Annotated in this window: 15 protein-coding genes; 7 read left to right on the forward strand and 8 right to left on the reverse strand. The window is 56.4% G+C overall.

Features of this window, described 5'->3' with window-relative positions; translation table 11 throughout:
• Positions 1-38 precede the first annotated feature (38 nt).
• Both IM300_RS07155 and IM300_RS07160 read left to right on the forward strand, forming a co-directional pair.
• The gene (locus tag IM300_RS07155; RefSeq protein ID WP_063866230.1) at positions 39-746 is read left to right on the forward strand and encodes a response regulator transcription factor; all 708 of its coding nucleotides are present in this window, start codon (positions 39-41) and stop codon (positions 744-746) included.
• Positions 730-2,199 (forward strand): sensor histidine kinase KdpD, encoded by a 1,470-nt coding sequence (locus tag IM300_RS07160; RefSeq protein ID WP_193035888.1) that lies wholly within the window; start codon positions 730-732, stop codon positions 2,197-2,199. Before IM300_RS07155 ends, IM300_RS07160 begins: the two co-directional genes overlap by 17 nt.
• 75 nt (positions 2,200-2,274) lie before the next feature.
• On the opposite strand, the gene artJ is transcribed toward IM300_RS07160, so the two are convergent.
• The 6 genes from artJ to IM300_RS07190 all read right to left on the reverse strand — a co-directional run bounded on the left by artJ (position 2,275) and on the right by IM300_RS07190 (position 6,788).
• On the reverse strand, positions 2,275-3,006 hold the full coding sequence (artJ, locus tag IM300_RS07165; protein ID WP_045417365.1) for an arginine ABC transporter substrate-binding protein ArtJ: 732 nt from the start codon (positions 3,004-3,006) through the stop codon (positions 2,275-2,277).
• Positions 3,007-3,173: 167 nt separating this feature from the next.
• Entirely contained in the window at positions 3,174-3,842 is a 669-nt protein-coding gene (artM, locus tag IM300_RS07170; RefSeq protein WP_131637835.1) for an arginine ABC transporter permease ArtM, read from the reverse strand.
• Complete coding sequence (artQ, locus tag IM300_RS07175; protein WP_063449222.1) at positions 3,842-4,558, reverse strand: arginine ABC transporter permease ArtQ; 717 nt, start codon at positions 4,556-4,558, stop codon at positions 3,842-3,844. The genes artM and artQ overlap by 1 nt, the downstream gene beginning before the upstream one ends.
• 6 nt (positions 4,559-4,564) lie before the next feature.
• Positions 4,565-5,296, reverse strand: coding sequence for an arginine ABC transporter substrate-binding protein ArtI (gene artI, locus IM300_RS07180; RefSeq protein WP_063449221.1), 732 nt, complete (start codon positions 5,294-5,296; stop codon positions 4,565-4,567).
• 18 nt (positions 5,297-5,314) lie between these two features.
• A complete protein-coding gene (gene artP / locus IM300_RS07185) occupies positions 5,315-6,043 on the reverse strand; it encodes an arginine ABC transporter ATP-binding protein ArtP (RefSeq protein ID WP_063449220.1) in 729 nt (242 codons plus the stop codon).
• Between the two features lie 226 nt (positions 6,044-6,269).
• On the reverse strand, positions 6,270-6,788 hold the full coding sequence (locus IM300_RS07190; protein ID WP_063449219.1) for a lipoprotein: 519 nt from the start codon (positions 6,786-6,788) through the stop codon (positions 6,270-6,272).
• 97 nt (positions 6,789-6,885) lie between these two features.
• Here IM300_RS07190 and IM300_RS07195 point away from each other — a divergent pair, with 97 nt between their 5' ends.
• The 3 genes from IM300_RS07195 (at position 6,886) to IM300_RS07205 (ending at position 8,923) form a co-directional block, all read left to right on the forward strand.
• A complete protein-coding gene (locus IM300_RS07195; RefSeq protein WP_063449218.1) occupies positions 6,886-7,206 on the forward strand; it encodes a heavy metal-binding domain-containing protein in 321 nt (106 codons plus the stop codon).
• Positions 7,206-8,036, forward strand: coding sequence for an N-acetylmuramoyl-L-alanine amidase (locus IM300_RS07200; protein WP_193035890.1), 831 nt, complete (start codon positions 7,206-7,208; stop codon positions 8,034-8,036). The genes IM300_RS07195 and IM300_RS07200 overlap by 1 nt, the downstream gene beginning before the upstream one ends.
• A 263-nt stretch (positions 8,037-8,299) precedes the next feature.
• Positions 8,300-8,923: a helix-turn-helix domain-containing protein gene (locus IM300_RS07205; RefSeq protein WP_107535021.1), complete on the forward strand. Its 624-nt coding sequence runs from the start codon at positions 8,300-8,302 to the stop codon at positions 8,921-8,923.
• On the opposite strand, the gene IM300_RS07210 is transcribed toward IM300_RS07205, so the two are convergent.
• On the reverse strand, positions 8,920-9,558 hold the full coding sequence (locus IM300_RS07210; protein ID WP_193035892.1) for a hypothetical protein: 639 nt from the start codon (positions 9,556-9,558) through the stop codon (positions 8,920-8,922). The genes IM300_RS07205 and IM300_RS07210 overlap by 4 nt on opposite strands.
• On the reverse strand, positions 9,558-11,120 hold the full coding sequence (locus IM300_RS07215) for a peptidoglycan-binding domain-containing protein (RefSeq protein ID WP_193035894.1): 1,563 nt from the start codon (positions 11,118-11,120) through the stop codon (positions 9,558-9,560). The genes IM300_RS07210 and IM300_RS07215 overlap by 1 nt, the downstream gene beginning before the upstream one ends.
• A gap of 300 nt (positions 11,121-11,420) precedes the next feature.
• Here IM300_RS07215 and gspC point away from each other — a divergent pair, with 300 nt between their 5' ends.
• Positions 11,421-12,152 carry a type II secretion system protein GspC gene (gene gspC, locus IM300_RS07220; protein WP_193035897.1) on the forward strand — a complete coding sequence of 244 codons (732 nt, stop codon included), beginning with the start codon at positions 11,421-11,423 and terminating at the stop codon, positions 12,150-12,152.
• A 13-nt stretch (positions 12,153-12,165) separates the two neighbouring features.
• Positions 12,166-14,085 carry a type II secretion system secretin GspD gene (gspD, locus tag IM300_RS07225; RefSeq protein WP_193035899.1) on the forward strand — a complete coding sequence of 640 codons (1,920 nt, stop codon included), beginning with the start codon at positions 12,166-12,168 and terminating at the stop codon, positions 14,083-14,085.
• The last annotated feature ends 3 nt before the right edge of the window (positions 14,086-14,088 follow it).

Below are 14,088 nucleotides of genomic sequence, written 5' to 3' on the forward strand. Positions count from 1 at the left end.
GTAAGCTTACGTCATAAAAATTGTATAAAGGCTTAGCGATGAAGCAGATCCTGCTGGTGGAAGATGACCACGATATTGCGGCGCTCCTGCGCCTCAACTTAGAAGACGAAGGCTACACCATTACCCACGAGCCGGACGGGGGGAAGGCGTTACCGCTTCTGGAAAAACAGCCGTGGGACGCGGTGATCCTCGATCTGATGCTGCCGAACGTCGACGGCCTGGAAATTTGCCGCCGTATCCGCCAGATGACCCGCTACCTGCCCATTATCATCATTAGCGCCCGCAGCAGTGAAACCGATCGTATTACCGGCCTGGAAACCGGGGCGGATGATTATCTGGCAAAACCGTTCTCGGTGCAGGAGCTGATTGCCCGCATTAAGGCGCTGTTCCGCCGTCAGCAGGCGATGGGGCAGGCGCAGACGGACGGCATTATCCAGGCGCACGGCCTGACGATCGATCCGCTGGCGCGCAGCGTGCGTCTCAACGGCCAACACGTCGATCTCACCCCGCGCGAATTTGAGCTGCTCTATTTCTTTGCTCGCCATCCCGGCGAGGTCTTCTCGCGGCTGGCGCTGCTGGAACAGGTGTGGGGCTATCAGCACGAAGGCTACGAGCACACCGTCAATACCCACATCAACCGCCTGCGCATCAAAATAGAGAAAGATGCCGCCGAGCCGGAAATCATTCGCACCGTCTGGGGCAAAGGCTATAAGTTTGCGGAGCGTAACCATGATGCGTCGCTTTAGCCTGAGCCAGCGCCTGACGCTGCTGTTTACGGCGTTATTGCTGCTCTGCGCTACCGTTGCCTGTGCGGTGCAGCTCTACAGCAGCATGCAGTACGGCAACGCCATGGTGCAGCGGCTCTCCGGCGGGCTGGCGCAGCAGATCGTCCAGCGGGAACCGATTCTAAACGCGCAGGGCAGGGTGGATCGCAGTGCCTTAAAGCCCCTGTTCGACCGGCTGATGACCTTTAATCCGAGCGTCGAGCTGTATGTTGTCTCCCCGGATGGCGAAATCCTGGCCGATGCCGCCCCGCCGGGCCACATCCAGCGGCAAAAAATTGACCTTGCGCCGATTCAACATTTCCTGAGCGGGACGGTGATGCCGGTGCTGGGCGACGACCCCCGCAGTCAGAATAAAAAGATCTTCAGCGCCACGCCGCTGCGTCAGGACGGCGAGCTGAAAGGCTATCTGTACATTATTTTGCAGGGGGAGGAGTTCAACGCGCTGGCGGAGACGGCCTGGCACAAAGCGCTCTGGAGTACGGCGCTGTGGTCCATGCTGCTGGTGGCGCTGTTTGGCCTGCTGGCGGGGGTGCTCATCTGGTACTGGGTGACGCGTCCGGTCAAACAGCTCACGATGGACGTGGCCGGGCTGGAGCAGGACAGCATCAGCGCGATCAAGCAACTGGCGGCCCAGCCGCTGGCGCCTGCCGGCCAGGATGAAGTGGCGATCCTGCGCAATACCTTTATTGAGCTGGCGCGCAAAATCACCTCTCAGTGGGATCGGCTGGCCGACAGCGACCGTCAGCGCCGGGAGTTTATCGCCAATATTTCACACGATTTGCGTACGCCGCTGACTTCGCTGCTGGGGTATCTGGAAACGCTGTCGCTGAAATCCGCGACGCTGACGCCGCAGGAGCACCAGCAGTACCTCGCCACCGCGCTGCGTCAGGGGCAAAAGGTGCGCCATCTGTCGCAGCAGCTGTTTGAGCTGGCGCGTCTTGAGCACGGCGGCATCAAGCCCCAGCGCGAGCGTTTTGCCATGGCCGAGCTGATTTCCGACGTGGCGCAGAAGTTTGAGCTGGCCGCCCGCACGCGGGAGTTAAATTTGCATATTGATGTGCCGGGTCCGCTGCCGCTGGTGAACGCCGACGTCTCCATGATTGAACGGGTGGTGACGAATCTGCTGGATAACGCGATACGCCATACGCCACCGGGCGGAGACATTCGTCTGGCGGTGTGGCAGGAGAACGACCGGTTGCAGGTTGAAGTGGAAGATAACGGCGCGGGCGTCGATGCGGCCTTGCGGGACGATCTGTTCCAGCGGCCTTCAGCGTTAAATCCTCAGGCGTCGCGGGACAACCGGGGCGGATTAGGGCTATTGATCGTGAAAAGAATGCTGGAGCTGCACGGCGGGGGGATCCGGTTGATGGAGTCCGTAAGCGGGGCGCGGTTCAGGTTCTTTGTGCCGCTGTGAGAAATTGCCGGGTGGCGCTGCGCTTACCCGGCCTACAGACCACCCCCGTAGGCCAGACCACCCGGCAAAAAGCGATTACTGCGGGAACCACTGCTCGCTGATTTTCTGATACGTACCGTCAGCCTTGATCGCTTTCAGCGCGCCGTTCAGTTTCTCCAGCAGGGCTTTGTTATCCGGGCGTACCGCGATGCCGAGGCCAGTACCGAAGTACTGCGGATCGGTCACTTTCTCGGTCGCCGTCCCCAGCTGCGGGTTGGTTTTCAGCCATTCGTTCACCACGGCGGTATCGCCGAATACGCCGTCAATACGGCCATTTTTCAGGTCGATAATCGCGTTCTGGTAGCTGTCATAGGCCACGGTTTTGACTTCAGGGTGCTTGTCCTGGAGGTATTTCTGGTGCGTGGTGCCGTTTTCCATGCCGATGCGCTTGCCTTTCAGCTGGTCAAAGGAGGTGTACGCGCCTTTCTTCGCAATCACCACCGCAGAGTTGGCGTAGTACGGGTCGGTGAACGCGACCTGCTTGCTGCGCTCTGGGGTGATATCCATACCGGAGATCACCGCATCGTATTTTTTGAACTTGAGGGACGGGATCAGGCTGTCAAACGCGTGGTTAGTAAAGGTGCAGTCGGCCTGTATCTGCTTGCACAGCGCTTTCGCCAGGTCGATGTCGAAACCGACGATCTGGTTGCTGGCATCCAGCGATTCAAACGGCGGATAGGTGGCAGAAACGCCGAAATTGATTTTATCTGCGGCTGAGGCGCCAGCGGCGAAGGTTGCCAGTAATGCGGCCAGAACTAACTTTTTCATTGTGTTGCTCCCGTCTGTAGGTCTTATGAACGTACAATGCCATTTAATGAATTTATATGCAATATAAACGATTAAATATTGGGTGGTGGGCAAAAAAAAACGGATAACCAAAAGGTTATCCGTCACGTGTATTCACGTTTATGCATTTTCTGCCGGGCGGGCCCGGCCTACGATCTCCGCTCGAATGCAAGCGCCTTACGCTCGATCAGGCGCATCATCAGCGTCAGCAGGCCGTTGACCACCAGATACACCAGCCCGGCCGCACCGAACACCATCACGTCGTAGGTGCGTCCATACAGCAGCTGCCCGTGGCCCATCACTTCCATCAGGGTGATGGTGTAGGCCAGAGAGGTACTTTTGAACACCAGAACGACTTCGTTGGAATAGGAAGAGAGCGCGCGCTTAAAGGCGTACGGCAGCAGGATCGCCAGCGTGTCCTTCTTGCTCATGCCCAGCGCGCCGCAGGACTGCCACTGGCCTTCCGGGATCGCGCGGATCGCACCGTAAAACAGCTGCGTGGTGTAGGCGGCGCTGTTCAGCGAGAGGGCAATCAGGGCGCATAGCCACGGCTCAGAGAGCAGGTGCCAGAGCACCGGGTATTCCTGCAACGACGGGAACTGCCCCGGGCCGTAGTAAATCAGGAAAATCTGCACCAGCAGCGGCGTACCGGTAAACAGCGTAATGTAACCGCGTACAATCCACACCAGCACCGGCGTTTTCAGCGTCAGGACGATGGTGAAGATCAGCGCCAGAATCAGCGCCACGATGATGGACGCGACGGTCAGCGTCAGGCTGGTGTGCAGCCCTTTCATCAGTTCGGGTAAATAGTCCAGCATCAGCCTGGTCTCCGTTCAAAACGCGTTGCACGCAGATCAATACGCTTAAGAACGTACTGGCTCAGCAACGTGATCGCCAGGTAGATCGCTGCCGCCACAATGTACCAGGTAAAGGGCTCCTGCGTACGGGTGGCGATACTTTTGGTTTGCAGCATCAAATCGTTCACGCTGATCAGGCTCACCAGCGCGGTATCTTTCAACAGGACCAGCCACTGATTACCCAGCCCCGGCAGGGCATGACGCCACATCTGCGGCATCACCAGGCGGAAGAAGATCGCCGCTTTCGACAGGCCCAGCGCCTGGCCGGATTCCCACTGACCCTGCGGCACTGCCTTCAGCGCGCCGCGCAGCGTTTGTGACGCATAGGCCGAATAGAGCAGGGAGAGCGCAATCACGCCGCACAGGAACGGGCTGACGTCGAAGTTCTCGATCTGCATCTGCACCGGGATCTGCGCAACGCCGAGGTTAAGGGTAAAGCCGTCCGACAGCGTGAGCAGCAGCTGTGAGGAACCGAAATAGATAAACAGGACCACCAGAATTTCCGGTAGCCCGCGCAGCACGGTTACCAGCGCTGAACCGAGCCATGCGACAGGGCGCCACTTAACGGACTCCCACACCGCAAAGAACATCGCCAGTACCAGGCCGATAATCAGTGCACAAACGGCAAGGCCGACGGTCATCCCGGCGGCGCTTGCTAAAGGAAAAATTTCATTCATCAGGAATTACTTCTGGAACCATTTTTTGTAGATGGTTTCGTAGGTGCCGTCTTTCTTCACTTTTTCCAGCGCAGCATTGAATTTCTGCTGCAACTCGGTGTTGCCCTGACGTACGGCAATACCCAGACCTGTACCGAAGTAGTCTTTATCGGTCACCTTGTCACCCACGGCGGCCAGCTTGTCGTTCGCTTTCAGCCATTCAGTCACGACAGCCGTGTCCCCGAAGACCGCATCGATACGACCGTTTTGCAGGTCCAGCTTCGCGTTCTGGTAGCTGTCATACGGCACGGTGGTGATTTCCGGATGCTTATCCATGATGAATTTCTGGTGCGTGGTGCCGTTCTGTACGCCCACCTTCTTGCCTTTCAGCAGATCGACAGAAGCGTATTTGCCTTTCTGACCGATGAACAGGGCAGAGTTGTCATAGTAAGGCGCAGTGAACAGAACCTGCTTTTCACGCTCCGGGGTGATGTCCATGCCGGCCATCACCGCGTCGATGCGGCGGAACTTCAGGCTCGGGATCAGGCTGTCGAACGACTGGTTGCTGAAGGTGCAGGTCGCGTCGATCTCTTTACACAGGGCGTTGGCCAGGTCCACGTCGAAGCCAACAATTTTGTTGTTCGCATCAATGGATTCAAACGGAGGATAAGACGCTTCGGTGGCGAAACGGATGGTCTGGGCTGCGGTAGCGGAAAGGCTGACGCTAGCGAGCAGCGCGGCAATCAATACTTTTTTCATTATAATTTCCCTAACACGTCAGTGAGATAAGTAATTTTTGAAGGCATCGGTTTGCGGGTTGGTGAAGCAGCTCGCGTCACCTTGCTCAACGATATACCCGTTTTCCATGTAGACCACGCGGCTGGCGGTTTTGCGCGCCACTTCCACCTCGTGGGTCACGATGACCTGGGTAATGTTGGTTTCCGCCAGCTCGCGAATAATACTCACGATCTGAGCAGTAATTTCCGGATCCAGCGCCGCGGTCGGCTCGTCAAACAGCAGCACCGCCGGCTCCATCATCAGCGCACGGGCAATCGCTACGCGCTGCTGCTGACCACCGGAGAGGTGAAGCGGATAGCGGTCGCTGTAGGGCTTCAGGCGCAGACGTTCCAGCAGCTTGTCGGCACGCGCCATCGCCCGATCTTTGCTTAAGCCGAGCACGCGGCACGGGGCTTCAATCAGGTTTTGTACCACGGTCAGGTGCGGCCAGAGATTGTATTGCTGAAAAACCATGCCCACGTTTTGACGCAGTTCACGAATCGCTTTATCAGAAGGGGTTTTCGCAAAATCAAAATGGTTACCGGCAATGGCCAGCGTGCCCGAGCGGGGCATTTCAAGCAGATTCAGAACGCGCAGAAGGGAGCTTTTTCCCGCGCCGCTTGGGCCGAGCAAAACCAGCGTTTCGCCCTCCGGGCAGCTCAGCGTAATGTCGAACAGCGCCTGGTGTGCGCCGTAGAAGCAGTTAATGCCGTTTAGTTTAATACTCATCGGGGCAGTCTTTACTCATCCAGGCAATCTATAGCAATTGAGGCCGCAGATAGTACCGTTGACAGAATAGTTATGCAATATTTCTGCGTTAAAAGTTAAATATAACCCGTATTTCTTCTTAAACATAGCACAAAATAGCGAAGGGGGAGGGGGGCGAGAATAAATGTCGGCATTCCGCCTGAAATGCCGGACATTTTACGGGGTTAACGTTTATTTCACCGCTGCGTTAGCGGTTTTCAACGGACTGGCGCAGGGTGCCAGCCGGGGCATGAACGCTGCCGCCAATGTAGCGAACATCATCGATGGCCCAGCACTGCCCTTCACGGATCATCAGCACTTCATCCTGCCAGGTCTGGGTGCCCTGCGTCAGTTTCACGCGCAGCGGAATATTGCGCGCGTCGGTGTTCGGGATGGTTGACGCGCTGGCAACCTCGGCGCTGTCGGGCAGCGTCGCGCGGCTGGAGAACGGATCGGCAGACAGCAGCGCGTTATGCTGCGGATCGCGCGAGGCGTCGTTAAGCAGTTTCGCCAGGTTATCGCTCAGGTACGGGCGCAGGGCGGTGAGGTCATTACCGCGATGCTGAATGCGATAATCATAGAACTGTTGCGCCACGGCGTCCGGGCCGCCCTCGATGCAGGGGCCGCTGCGGGAACCGATATCCTTAAAGGCTGGCGTGACCGGCGTAGTGCAGGCGCTGAGCACCAGCGCGCAGGGCACTAAAAGCGTTAAAGCAGAGTAGCGCATGTTGATTTCCTTATTTATTAACTATCCTTTCAATCATAGCGTAACGAACCGATAATGCAGTTGCTAACGCATTGAACGCTAAAGAAGGAGAGAAAGTATGCAGTTTTCAACGACCCCAACCCTGGAAGGGCAACCGATCACCGAGTACTGCGGCGTGGTCACCGGCGAGGCGATCCTTGGCGCTAACGTCTTCCGCGACTTTTTTGCCGGCATTCGCGACATCGTCGGCGGGCGCTCCGGCGCGTATGAAAAAGAGCTGCGTAAAGCGCGAGAGATTGCGTTTAAGGAGCTGGGCGAGCAGGCCAAGGCGCTGGGCGCGGATGCGGTGGTGGGTATTGATATCGACTACGAAACAGTCGGTAAAGATGCCAGCATGCTGATGGTGAGCGTAAGCGGCACGGCGGTGAAGATCCGTTGATGACGCGTTCGCTCTCAGCCGTCCTGCTGGCGCTGCTGCTGGCAGGATGCGCCGCGGAAAAAGGCATCGTTGATAAGGGTGCTTATGAGCTGGATACGCGCCATCAGGCGCAGGCGGCCTACCCGCGTATAAAGGTGCTGGTTATTCACTACACCGCAGACGATTTTGACACCTCGCTTGCAACCCTGACCGATAAAAACGTCAGCTCCCATTATCTCATCCCCGCCAGGCCCCCCGCGCCGGACGGTAAACCACGCATCTGGCAACTGGTGCCGGAGAGCGAGCTTGCCTGGCATGCGGGCATCAGCTTCTGGCGCGGCACCAACCGCATCAACGATACCTCCGTGGGGATTGAGCTGGAGAACCGTGGCTGGCAGAAAGTTGGGGGAGTAAAAACCTTCGTGCCCTTTGAACCGGCACAAATCGCGGCGCTGATCCCTCTCGCTAAAGACATCATTGCCCGCTACGACATCAAACCGCAGAACGTCGTGGCCCATGCCGATATTGCCCCGCAGCGTAAGGACGATCCCGGCCCGCTGTTCCCGTGGCGCGAGCTGGCGCAGCAGGGGATAGGCGCGTGGCCCGATCCGGCGCGCGTGGCGTTCTATATGAACGGGCGATCGCGTTATGAGCCGGTGGATACCGCGGCGCTGCTCGATCTGCTGGCCCGCTACGGCTACGAGGTGCCCGAAGACAGCTCCCCCGTGCAGCAAAAGCGCATCATCATGGCGTTCCAGATGCATTTCCGCCCGCAGCTGTGGAACGGTGTAGCCGACGTTGAATCCCTGGCTATCGCCGAAGCGCTGTTAGAGAAATACGGACAGGGGTAATCCTTCGGAATACCCCCGAATAGGTATATTCTCCTTACTTGTCATGAGATTAATCTTAAGTACATCGTCAATTAACTTTTAGTAAATTGACTTAAAATTATCCGGATTTAAGATAGACACATAGCTTGCTAACTAAATTGGCAAATAAATAAAAGCATTATTCTTTCTTTTTTTTCTTGAGAATGTCATCAGGACTCATATTCAGGATTCGGCGTCATGCCGGAGCCATTAATAATCATTAAAATCTTAAATCGGGTATAACAATGTTAAGAATCTACGCAAATAAATTACGTCCGCAGGCCGAGATGGAAAAAATTATCGCTGCCACTTCCGGCGTTGAGGAAAAAACGCTGAAGAAATGGCAAAAAATCTCTACGGCTGATTCCGAATACATCCATATTATCGTCAGCGGTGAGGTAGAGTTTCGCCGTGAGTCAGACGAGCTGTGTATGTTCAGCGTAACGGGATACTGCATATTCGGCCTCTCCTCAATGTACTACCAGTCCGCCCATATGTACGGCCTTGTGCGGGCGAATACCGTGGTTCGCTCCATTAAGAAAGAGGATTTCGCCCGGCTGATGACCGAGAAAAACCTGTGGCCTGAACTGACGAAGGTGCTTTCCTGGTATATCTGCATGCTGAGCAAACGCGATGATGTTCTGGTTGCCCGCAGCGCGTATTCCGTTGTTCGCGAATTTTTATATGAAATAAACGATCTGATTGTCCAGCATCAACGCGATATCAACGTTTATGATTACATTCAGGAATACACTAACCTGGCGCGCAGCACCATTATTAAAATTCTCTCCGACCTTAAAAAAGGCCAGTATATTGTGGTGGAAAAAGGTCGACTGCTTAATCTCACCTCTCTGCCTGAAAAATATTAATGCTGCACCCGCCGGTCTCCTGATTCATCTGACGGAGGCCGGCTATTATCGCTCTGTTTTACGCTTGCCTGCGTATTATCCTGCGTTTCGTCTACCGGCGGCGCGGGTATTTTTCCCTGCGAATAATCCTGCTCCTGTTCTTTCAACGCCTGCTTAAGTAATTCTTCAAGAGACGCATCGTTGCTGCCTGCGCTGGCGGGCGCGATGTCGCGTTCGTGCGCCTCGGTTCCCGGCAGGGTATCCCGCGACGTGTCCTGCGGCACCGCACCGTCGGGCGCCTGCTGCCAGTCGGCATCATCGCTGTTTATGGGCAGATCCTGCATGGGCGGTACATCAACATGCACCGGCGCAGGTTTAGGCTGCGGATGCGGGAACGGTTTACTCACATACACGTAATGCATATCTGAAAGCTGCGTTTCCGGCTTCGCCACGCTGGCTTTGACCGGTTCGGGCGACGGGTGGCGGAGGTGCCAGTACACATGTGCATACAGGCCGGTAACCAGCATGGCGCAAAGCCCGAACGCCCATAACACCGTTTTGCCGAATACGTTTTTCAGACTGGGGAGGCGGTACGAGAACCAGACCGCCTCTCCGGTTGTGTAGCTGCGCTGGGCCGCAAGACAGATGGTCGACATTAGGCTTTTTTCTCCTGCGTTTTCGCGTCCAAGGTGGTGCGGGCGGCCTGAATCAGTACGCTCGGCGTGCTGTTGGTCACGCGCATTAATTGCATCAGCGTGTCTTCTCCCGGGATGCCGTCCACGTGCAGTTTCATTTGTTGCTGGAACTCGCGGGTGCGTTTCATCATCTCTGCGGTCCAGATCCGGGCGTGCGTTTCCGGCTTGCTGAGCGCGAGGCTTAACTGCTGATCGAGCCAGGCCATGTCTTTACCGTCGCTGGCGGCGCCGATCGCGTCCTGGCCTTCCGGCGTCAGGCGGTGCAACTGGGTAAAGTTGCCGGTCGCATGCTGGTTAAACCAGCTGCGGCTCACCTGCCAGGTCCGGTTATTCATGAGCAGGTCAATCGACGTGTCGCCCACCCGGGCGACAACCGCATAGTTAAGGTGACCGCCGGTTTTGAGCTCGCTGACCCACGGATACCCCTCCCGCGCCAGCGCGTCCGGCGTCGCGTTCCCCTGCTTACACATCAGGTTCACTTTCGCGGCGTTATGGCACAGGGCCTCTTCTGCCGAGGCGTCATACCCCCACATCAGATAAAGCTGGTGCATCGCATCCGGCTGATTCACCATTTCGTTGTCGATAACCGGCACCACGGCTGCTTCAGGTTTTGGCGTCGGCTGTTTCCAGCTGACGGGGACCGGCAGCGGGATGGGAAGGTGCGCGCTGATCGACGAGGTCAGATACCAGCCGCAGGCCGCAAACAGCACCGACGCGAACAGCCCCACGGTCGCCAGGCGCTTACCGTGTTTTTTGGCGGGCAGGATCTCTCCCGCCGCCAGGCGTAAATGACGCGGGCTGACCTGCGCCGCGCGTTCCGTCCAGGCGGCGAGCATTGACAGGTGTGCCAGAGCATTCAGTTTGCTGATGTTGCCTTTGGTCAGCGCGTGCATTTTGCGCACGCGGGCTGGCGTTAACGGCGAATTTTCACAGCCGTGTTCTTCGCACTGCGCCTGCACGTAGCTCAGGTATTCGCGGCAGGTCAGGGGGCGCAGAACGTGATGGGTGTGCATGTATTCGCGCAGTTCAGGTTGCTTAATCAGGCTTTCCCGATCCGCTGCGCCCATTAGCACCACGGACAGGCGGACGTTCAGCTCCTGGGCACGCGTGAGCAGCGTACCCAGGACTTCCAGACAGCCCTCTTTCATGGCTTCGCAGTGGGCGATGGTCAGCACTCTGGATTTCGCTTTTCCCTCCTGCCACTGGCGCAGTATGGCATCCACCGCCTGCATACGGTTGCCGATCGCTTTCGTTCCCGGGTTGAGCTTGTACAGCAGGCTACTGGCACTCAATTTTGGAAACGCGCTGATGGCAAGCACGTTGCCGCTGCTGGCTTTCAGCGCATCGCTGAAGTGAGCCAGAAGCGGCGCGTCGTCGCTAAAGAGCCCGATAATGCCCGCCTGTTGGGTTTTCTCTTTCAGCAGGTTAAACACATCCTGATGATAAGGCACCAGAAAATCCCCGGATAAACGGGCGATCGTCCTGAATGGCGGGTTTTTAAAATTAAAGTGGCTCTGATACATAACGACTTACCGTCTCTGATTAGGAATAGCAACAGCACCAGAAAGTAAGTTAATGCTCTGAGGTGGTCAATTTGCAAACAGGGTAAAAATATCCTGCTGGCAGCGCCTAACATCTGGATTTTATACGGTCAATATTTTTCTTTATGAAAGTTAGCGGCAAAGGCAGTGGTCGCATTTGCAACAGCTTATTACTATTTTCATCCATATTGGCGCAGTATGACGCTGCTTATTTTTGCTTTGCTATAGGCCGGATAAAAAATGAGGTTCTCATTTCTGTCACGGTGGATAACGCCTTGTATTATGTTTGTGTTGCTGATTTTTTGCGGCCAGCAAGGGTATCTCACCTTTAAAGATTATAAAAAAGTTACGAATAAGTTGGCTAATTCTGACGAGCAGCCGCTGAAAACCTTGCGTGAGGAAAAAGTCTTCACGCTATTCACCGCGGCCGTGCGTCAGGATAACGTGCCCGCGGCGGTAAAAGCCCCGCTGGCGGCGGAAATCGAGGGCATCGTGAGCAGCGATGACGCCTGGCTCTCCTTCGCCGTCATCAAAACGGCGGGCGGCCAGAAAAGCTACCGCGAGGGTGAACCGCTCACCGGCTTTAACGACGCATTTATTCAGGAAATTAATAAAGATAATGTGGTTGTTAATTATGAAGGTGCTACGCAGGTACTGGCATTAAATAAGCCGGACTATTTTAAGGGCGGCACAGAAAGCGGCCCGGTGACCAAATCGACAAAAGATCCCGGTGCAGACAGTTTGCATCTGGATGATTATCTGGTGTTAAAGCCGTTAATAGAAAAGGGCCAGCTGGAAGGCTACAGGATCAACCCACGGAATGCCTCCTCGTTCTACAGCCAGTCTGGTCTGGAAAAAGGGGATGTGGCGGTGAAAGTTAATTCTGTCGATATGACTGATGAAGCAAAAGCGAAAAGCATTATTGCTAACTGGTCGAAAATGAAAGAGGCGGAGGTCGTGGTTCGGCGTCACGCTCACCTTGAAAATATTCGGGTCAATGTTCTAAACAATTAACAAGTGTACAGACATGAAGAAATTTCCATGGGCGTGCGTGGCGCTGACCGCATTGTCGTTATATTCCAGTTCGCTGCTTGCAGCTAACTTTAGCGCGAGTTTTAAAAATACCGATATTCGCGAGTTTATCGATACGGTAGGCCGCAATCTCAACAAAACCATTCTGGTCGATCCGTCCGTTCAGGGCACCGTCTCGGTCAGAACCTACAACGTGCTGACGGAAGATGAATATTACCAGTTCTTCCTGAGCGTGCTGGACCTGTACGGCCTGTCGGTGATCCCGATGGACAACGGCATGGTCAAAGTGGTGCGCTCCAGCGTGGCGCGTACCGCCGGTGCGCCGCTGGCGGACAGCAAAAACCCGGGCAAGGGCGATGAGATCATCACCCGCGTGGTGCGCATGGAAAACGTGCCGGTGCGCGAACTGGCACCGCTGCTGCGCCAGCTGAACGATGCCACCGGCATCGGTAACGTGGTGCATTTTGAGCCGTCCAACGTGATGCTGTTAACCGGTAAGGCCTCGGTGGTGAACCGCCTGGTGGATCTGGTGCAGCGCGTTGACAGAGAGGGCGTTCAGCGCCGTGAAATCGTGCCGCTGCGCTTTGCCTCTGCCAAAGATCTCTCCGACATGTTGAACAACCTCAACAATGAAGAGCAGAAGGGGCAGAACGCGCCGCAGCTCGCCACCAAAGTGGTGGCGGATGACGAAACCAACAGCCTGGTGATCAGCGGTTCGGAAGATGCACGCACGCGCACCCGCTCCCTGATTCACCAGCTCGATCGCGAGCAGAACAACGAGGGGAATACCCGCGTCTTCTACCTCAAGTACGCCAGCGCCACCAAAGTGGTTCCGGTGCTGACCGGTATTGGCGAGCAGCTGAAAGACAAGCCGGGTACGGCCAAAGCGAAAACCGCGAGCGCCGCGACGGACCTGAATATTACCGCCGACGAGTCAACCAACTCGCTGGTGATCACCGCCCAGCCTAACGTGATGAATTCCCTGGAGAAGGTGATCGACAAGCTCGATATTCGCCGTCCGCAGGTGCTGGTAGAAGCGATCATTGCGGAAGTGCAGGACGGTAACGGCATGGATCTCGGCGTGCAGTGGACCGGCAAGCACGGCGGCGTGCAGTTCGGCGCCACCGGCTTACCGATTAGCCAGATCAAGAACGGCACCATGAAGGGGACGAGCTTCACCGGCCTGGCGACCGGCTTCTTTAACGGCGACTTCGGCGCCCTGGTGACCGCGCTCTCCACCGACGGCAAAAACGACATCCTCTCCACGCCGAGCGTGGTCACGCTGGATAACAAAGAAGCGTCGTTTAACGTGGGTCAGGACGTGCCGGTGCTTTCCGGCTCGCAGACCACCAGCGGCGACAACGTCTTCAACTCCGTTGAGCGCAAGACCGTGGGTACCAAGCTGAAAATTGTGCCGCAGATTAACGACGGCGATATGATCCACCTGAAGATTGAGCAGGAAGTCTCCAGCGTTGACAACAGCGCGACGGAAGACGCCAGCCTCGGCCCGACCTTCAACACCCGCACCATCAATAACGAGGTGATGGTCCACAGCGGCCAGACGGTGGTGCTCGGCGGCCTGATGGAAAACGTCACCAAGCAGTCGGTCTCTAAGGTGCCGCTGCTCGGCGATATTCCGCTGGTGGGCCAGCTGTTCCGCTACACCTCGCAGGATACGTCCAAGCGCAACCTGATGGTATTTATTCATACCACCGTCCTGCGTGACGACGACAACTACAGCGCGGCGTCGAAGGAGAAATATGACCAGATCCGGGTGCGCCAGATGCAGCGACTGGAAGAGAAAAAGCTCGGCATCATTGCGCCGAGCGACAATGCCGTCCTGCCCGCATTCCCTGTCGACGCCAGCGCCGCGCCGGTGAAAACCAGCGCCACGCGCAATCCGTTTAAAGAATAGTGC

The organism is Enterobacter cloacae complex sp. I2 (genome assembly GCF_014896205.1).
In the GTDB taxonomy this organism is placed as follows: domain Bacteria; phylum Pseudomonadota; class Gammaproteobacteria; order Enterobacterales; family Enterobacteriaceae; genus Enterobacter; species Enterobacter quasihormaechei.

Excerpts from the sequence above, each read along its gene's own strand:
- IM300_RS07155 (WP_063866230.1), top strand. The coding sequence starts at position 39 with ATGAAGCAGATCCTGCTGGTGGAAGATGACCACGATATTGCGGCGCTC.
- IM300_RS07160 (WP_193035888.1), top strand. The coding sequence starts at position 730 with ATGATGCGTCGCTTTAGCCTGAGCCAGCGCCTGACGCTGCTGTTTACG.
- artJ (WP_045417365.1), bottom strand. The coding sequence starts at position 3,006 with ATGAAAAAGTTAGTTCTGGCCGCATTACTGGCAACCTTCGCCGCTGGC.
- artM (WP_131637835.1), bottom strand. The coding sequence starts at position 3,842 with ATGCTGGACTATTTACCCGAACTGATGAAAGGGCTGCACACCAGCCTG.
- artQ (WP_063449222.1), bottom strand. The coding sequence starts at position 4,558 with ATGAATGAAATTTTTCCTTTAGCAAGCGCCGCCGGGATGACCGTCGGC.
- artI (WP_063449221.1), bottom strand. The coding sequence starts at position 5,296 with ATGAAAAAAGTATTGATTGCCGCGCTGCTCGCTAGCGTCAGCCTTTCC.
- artP (WP_063449220.1), bottom strand. The coding sequence starts at position 6,043 with ATGAGTATTAAACTAAACGGCATTAACTGCTTCTACGGCGCACACCAG.
- IM300_RS07190 (WP_063449219.1), bottom strand. The coding sequence starts at position 6,788 with ATGCGCTACTCTGCTTTAACGCTTTTAGTGCCCTGCGCGCTGGTGCTC.
- IM300_RS07195 (WP_063449218.1), top strand. The coding sequence starts at position 6,886 with ATGCAGTTTTCAACGACCCCAACCCTGGAAGGGCAACCGATCACCGAG.
- IM300_RS07200 (WP_193035890.1), top strand. The coding sequence starts at position 7,206 with ATGACGCGTTCGCTCTCAGCCGTCCTGCTGGCGCTGCTGCTGGCAGGA.
- IM300_RS07205 (WP_107535021.1), top strand. The coding sequence starts at position 8,300 with ATGTTAAGAATCTACGCAAATAAATTACGTCCGCAGGCCGAGATGGAA.
- IM300_RS07210 (WP_193035892.1), bottom strand. The coding sequence starts at position 9,558 with ATGTCGACCATCTGTCTTGCGGCCCAGCGCAGCTACACAACCGGAGAG.
- IM300_RS07215 (WP_193035894.1), bottom strand. The coding sequence starts at position 11,120 with ATGTATCAGAGCCACTTTAATTTTAAAAACCCGCCATTCAGGACGATC.
- gspC (WP_193035897.1), top strand. The coding sequence starts at position 11,421 with ATGTTTGTGTTGCTGATTTTTTGCGGCCAGCAAGGGTATCTCACCTTT.
- gspD (WP_193035899.1), top strand. The coding sequence starts at position 12,166 with ATGAAGAAATTTCCATGGGCGTGCGTGGCGCTGACCGCATTGTCGTTA.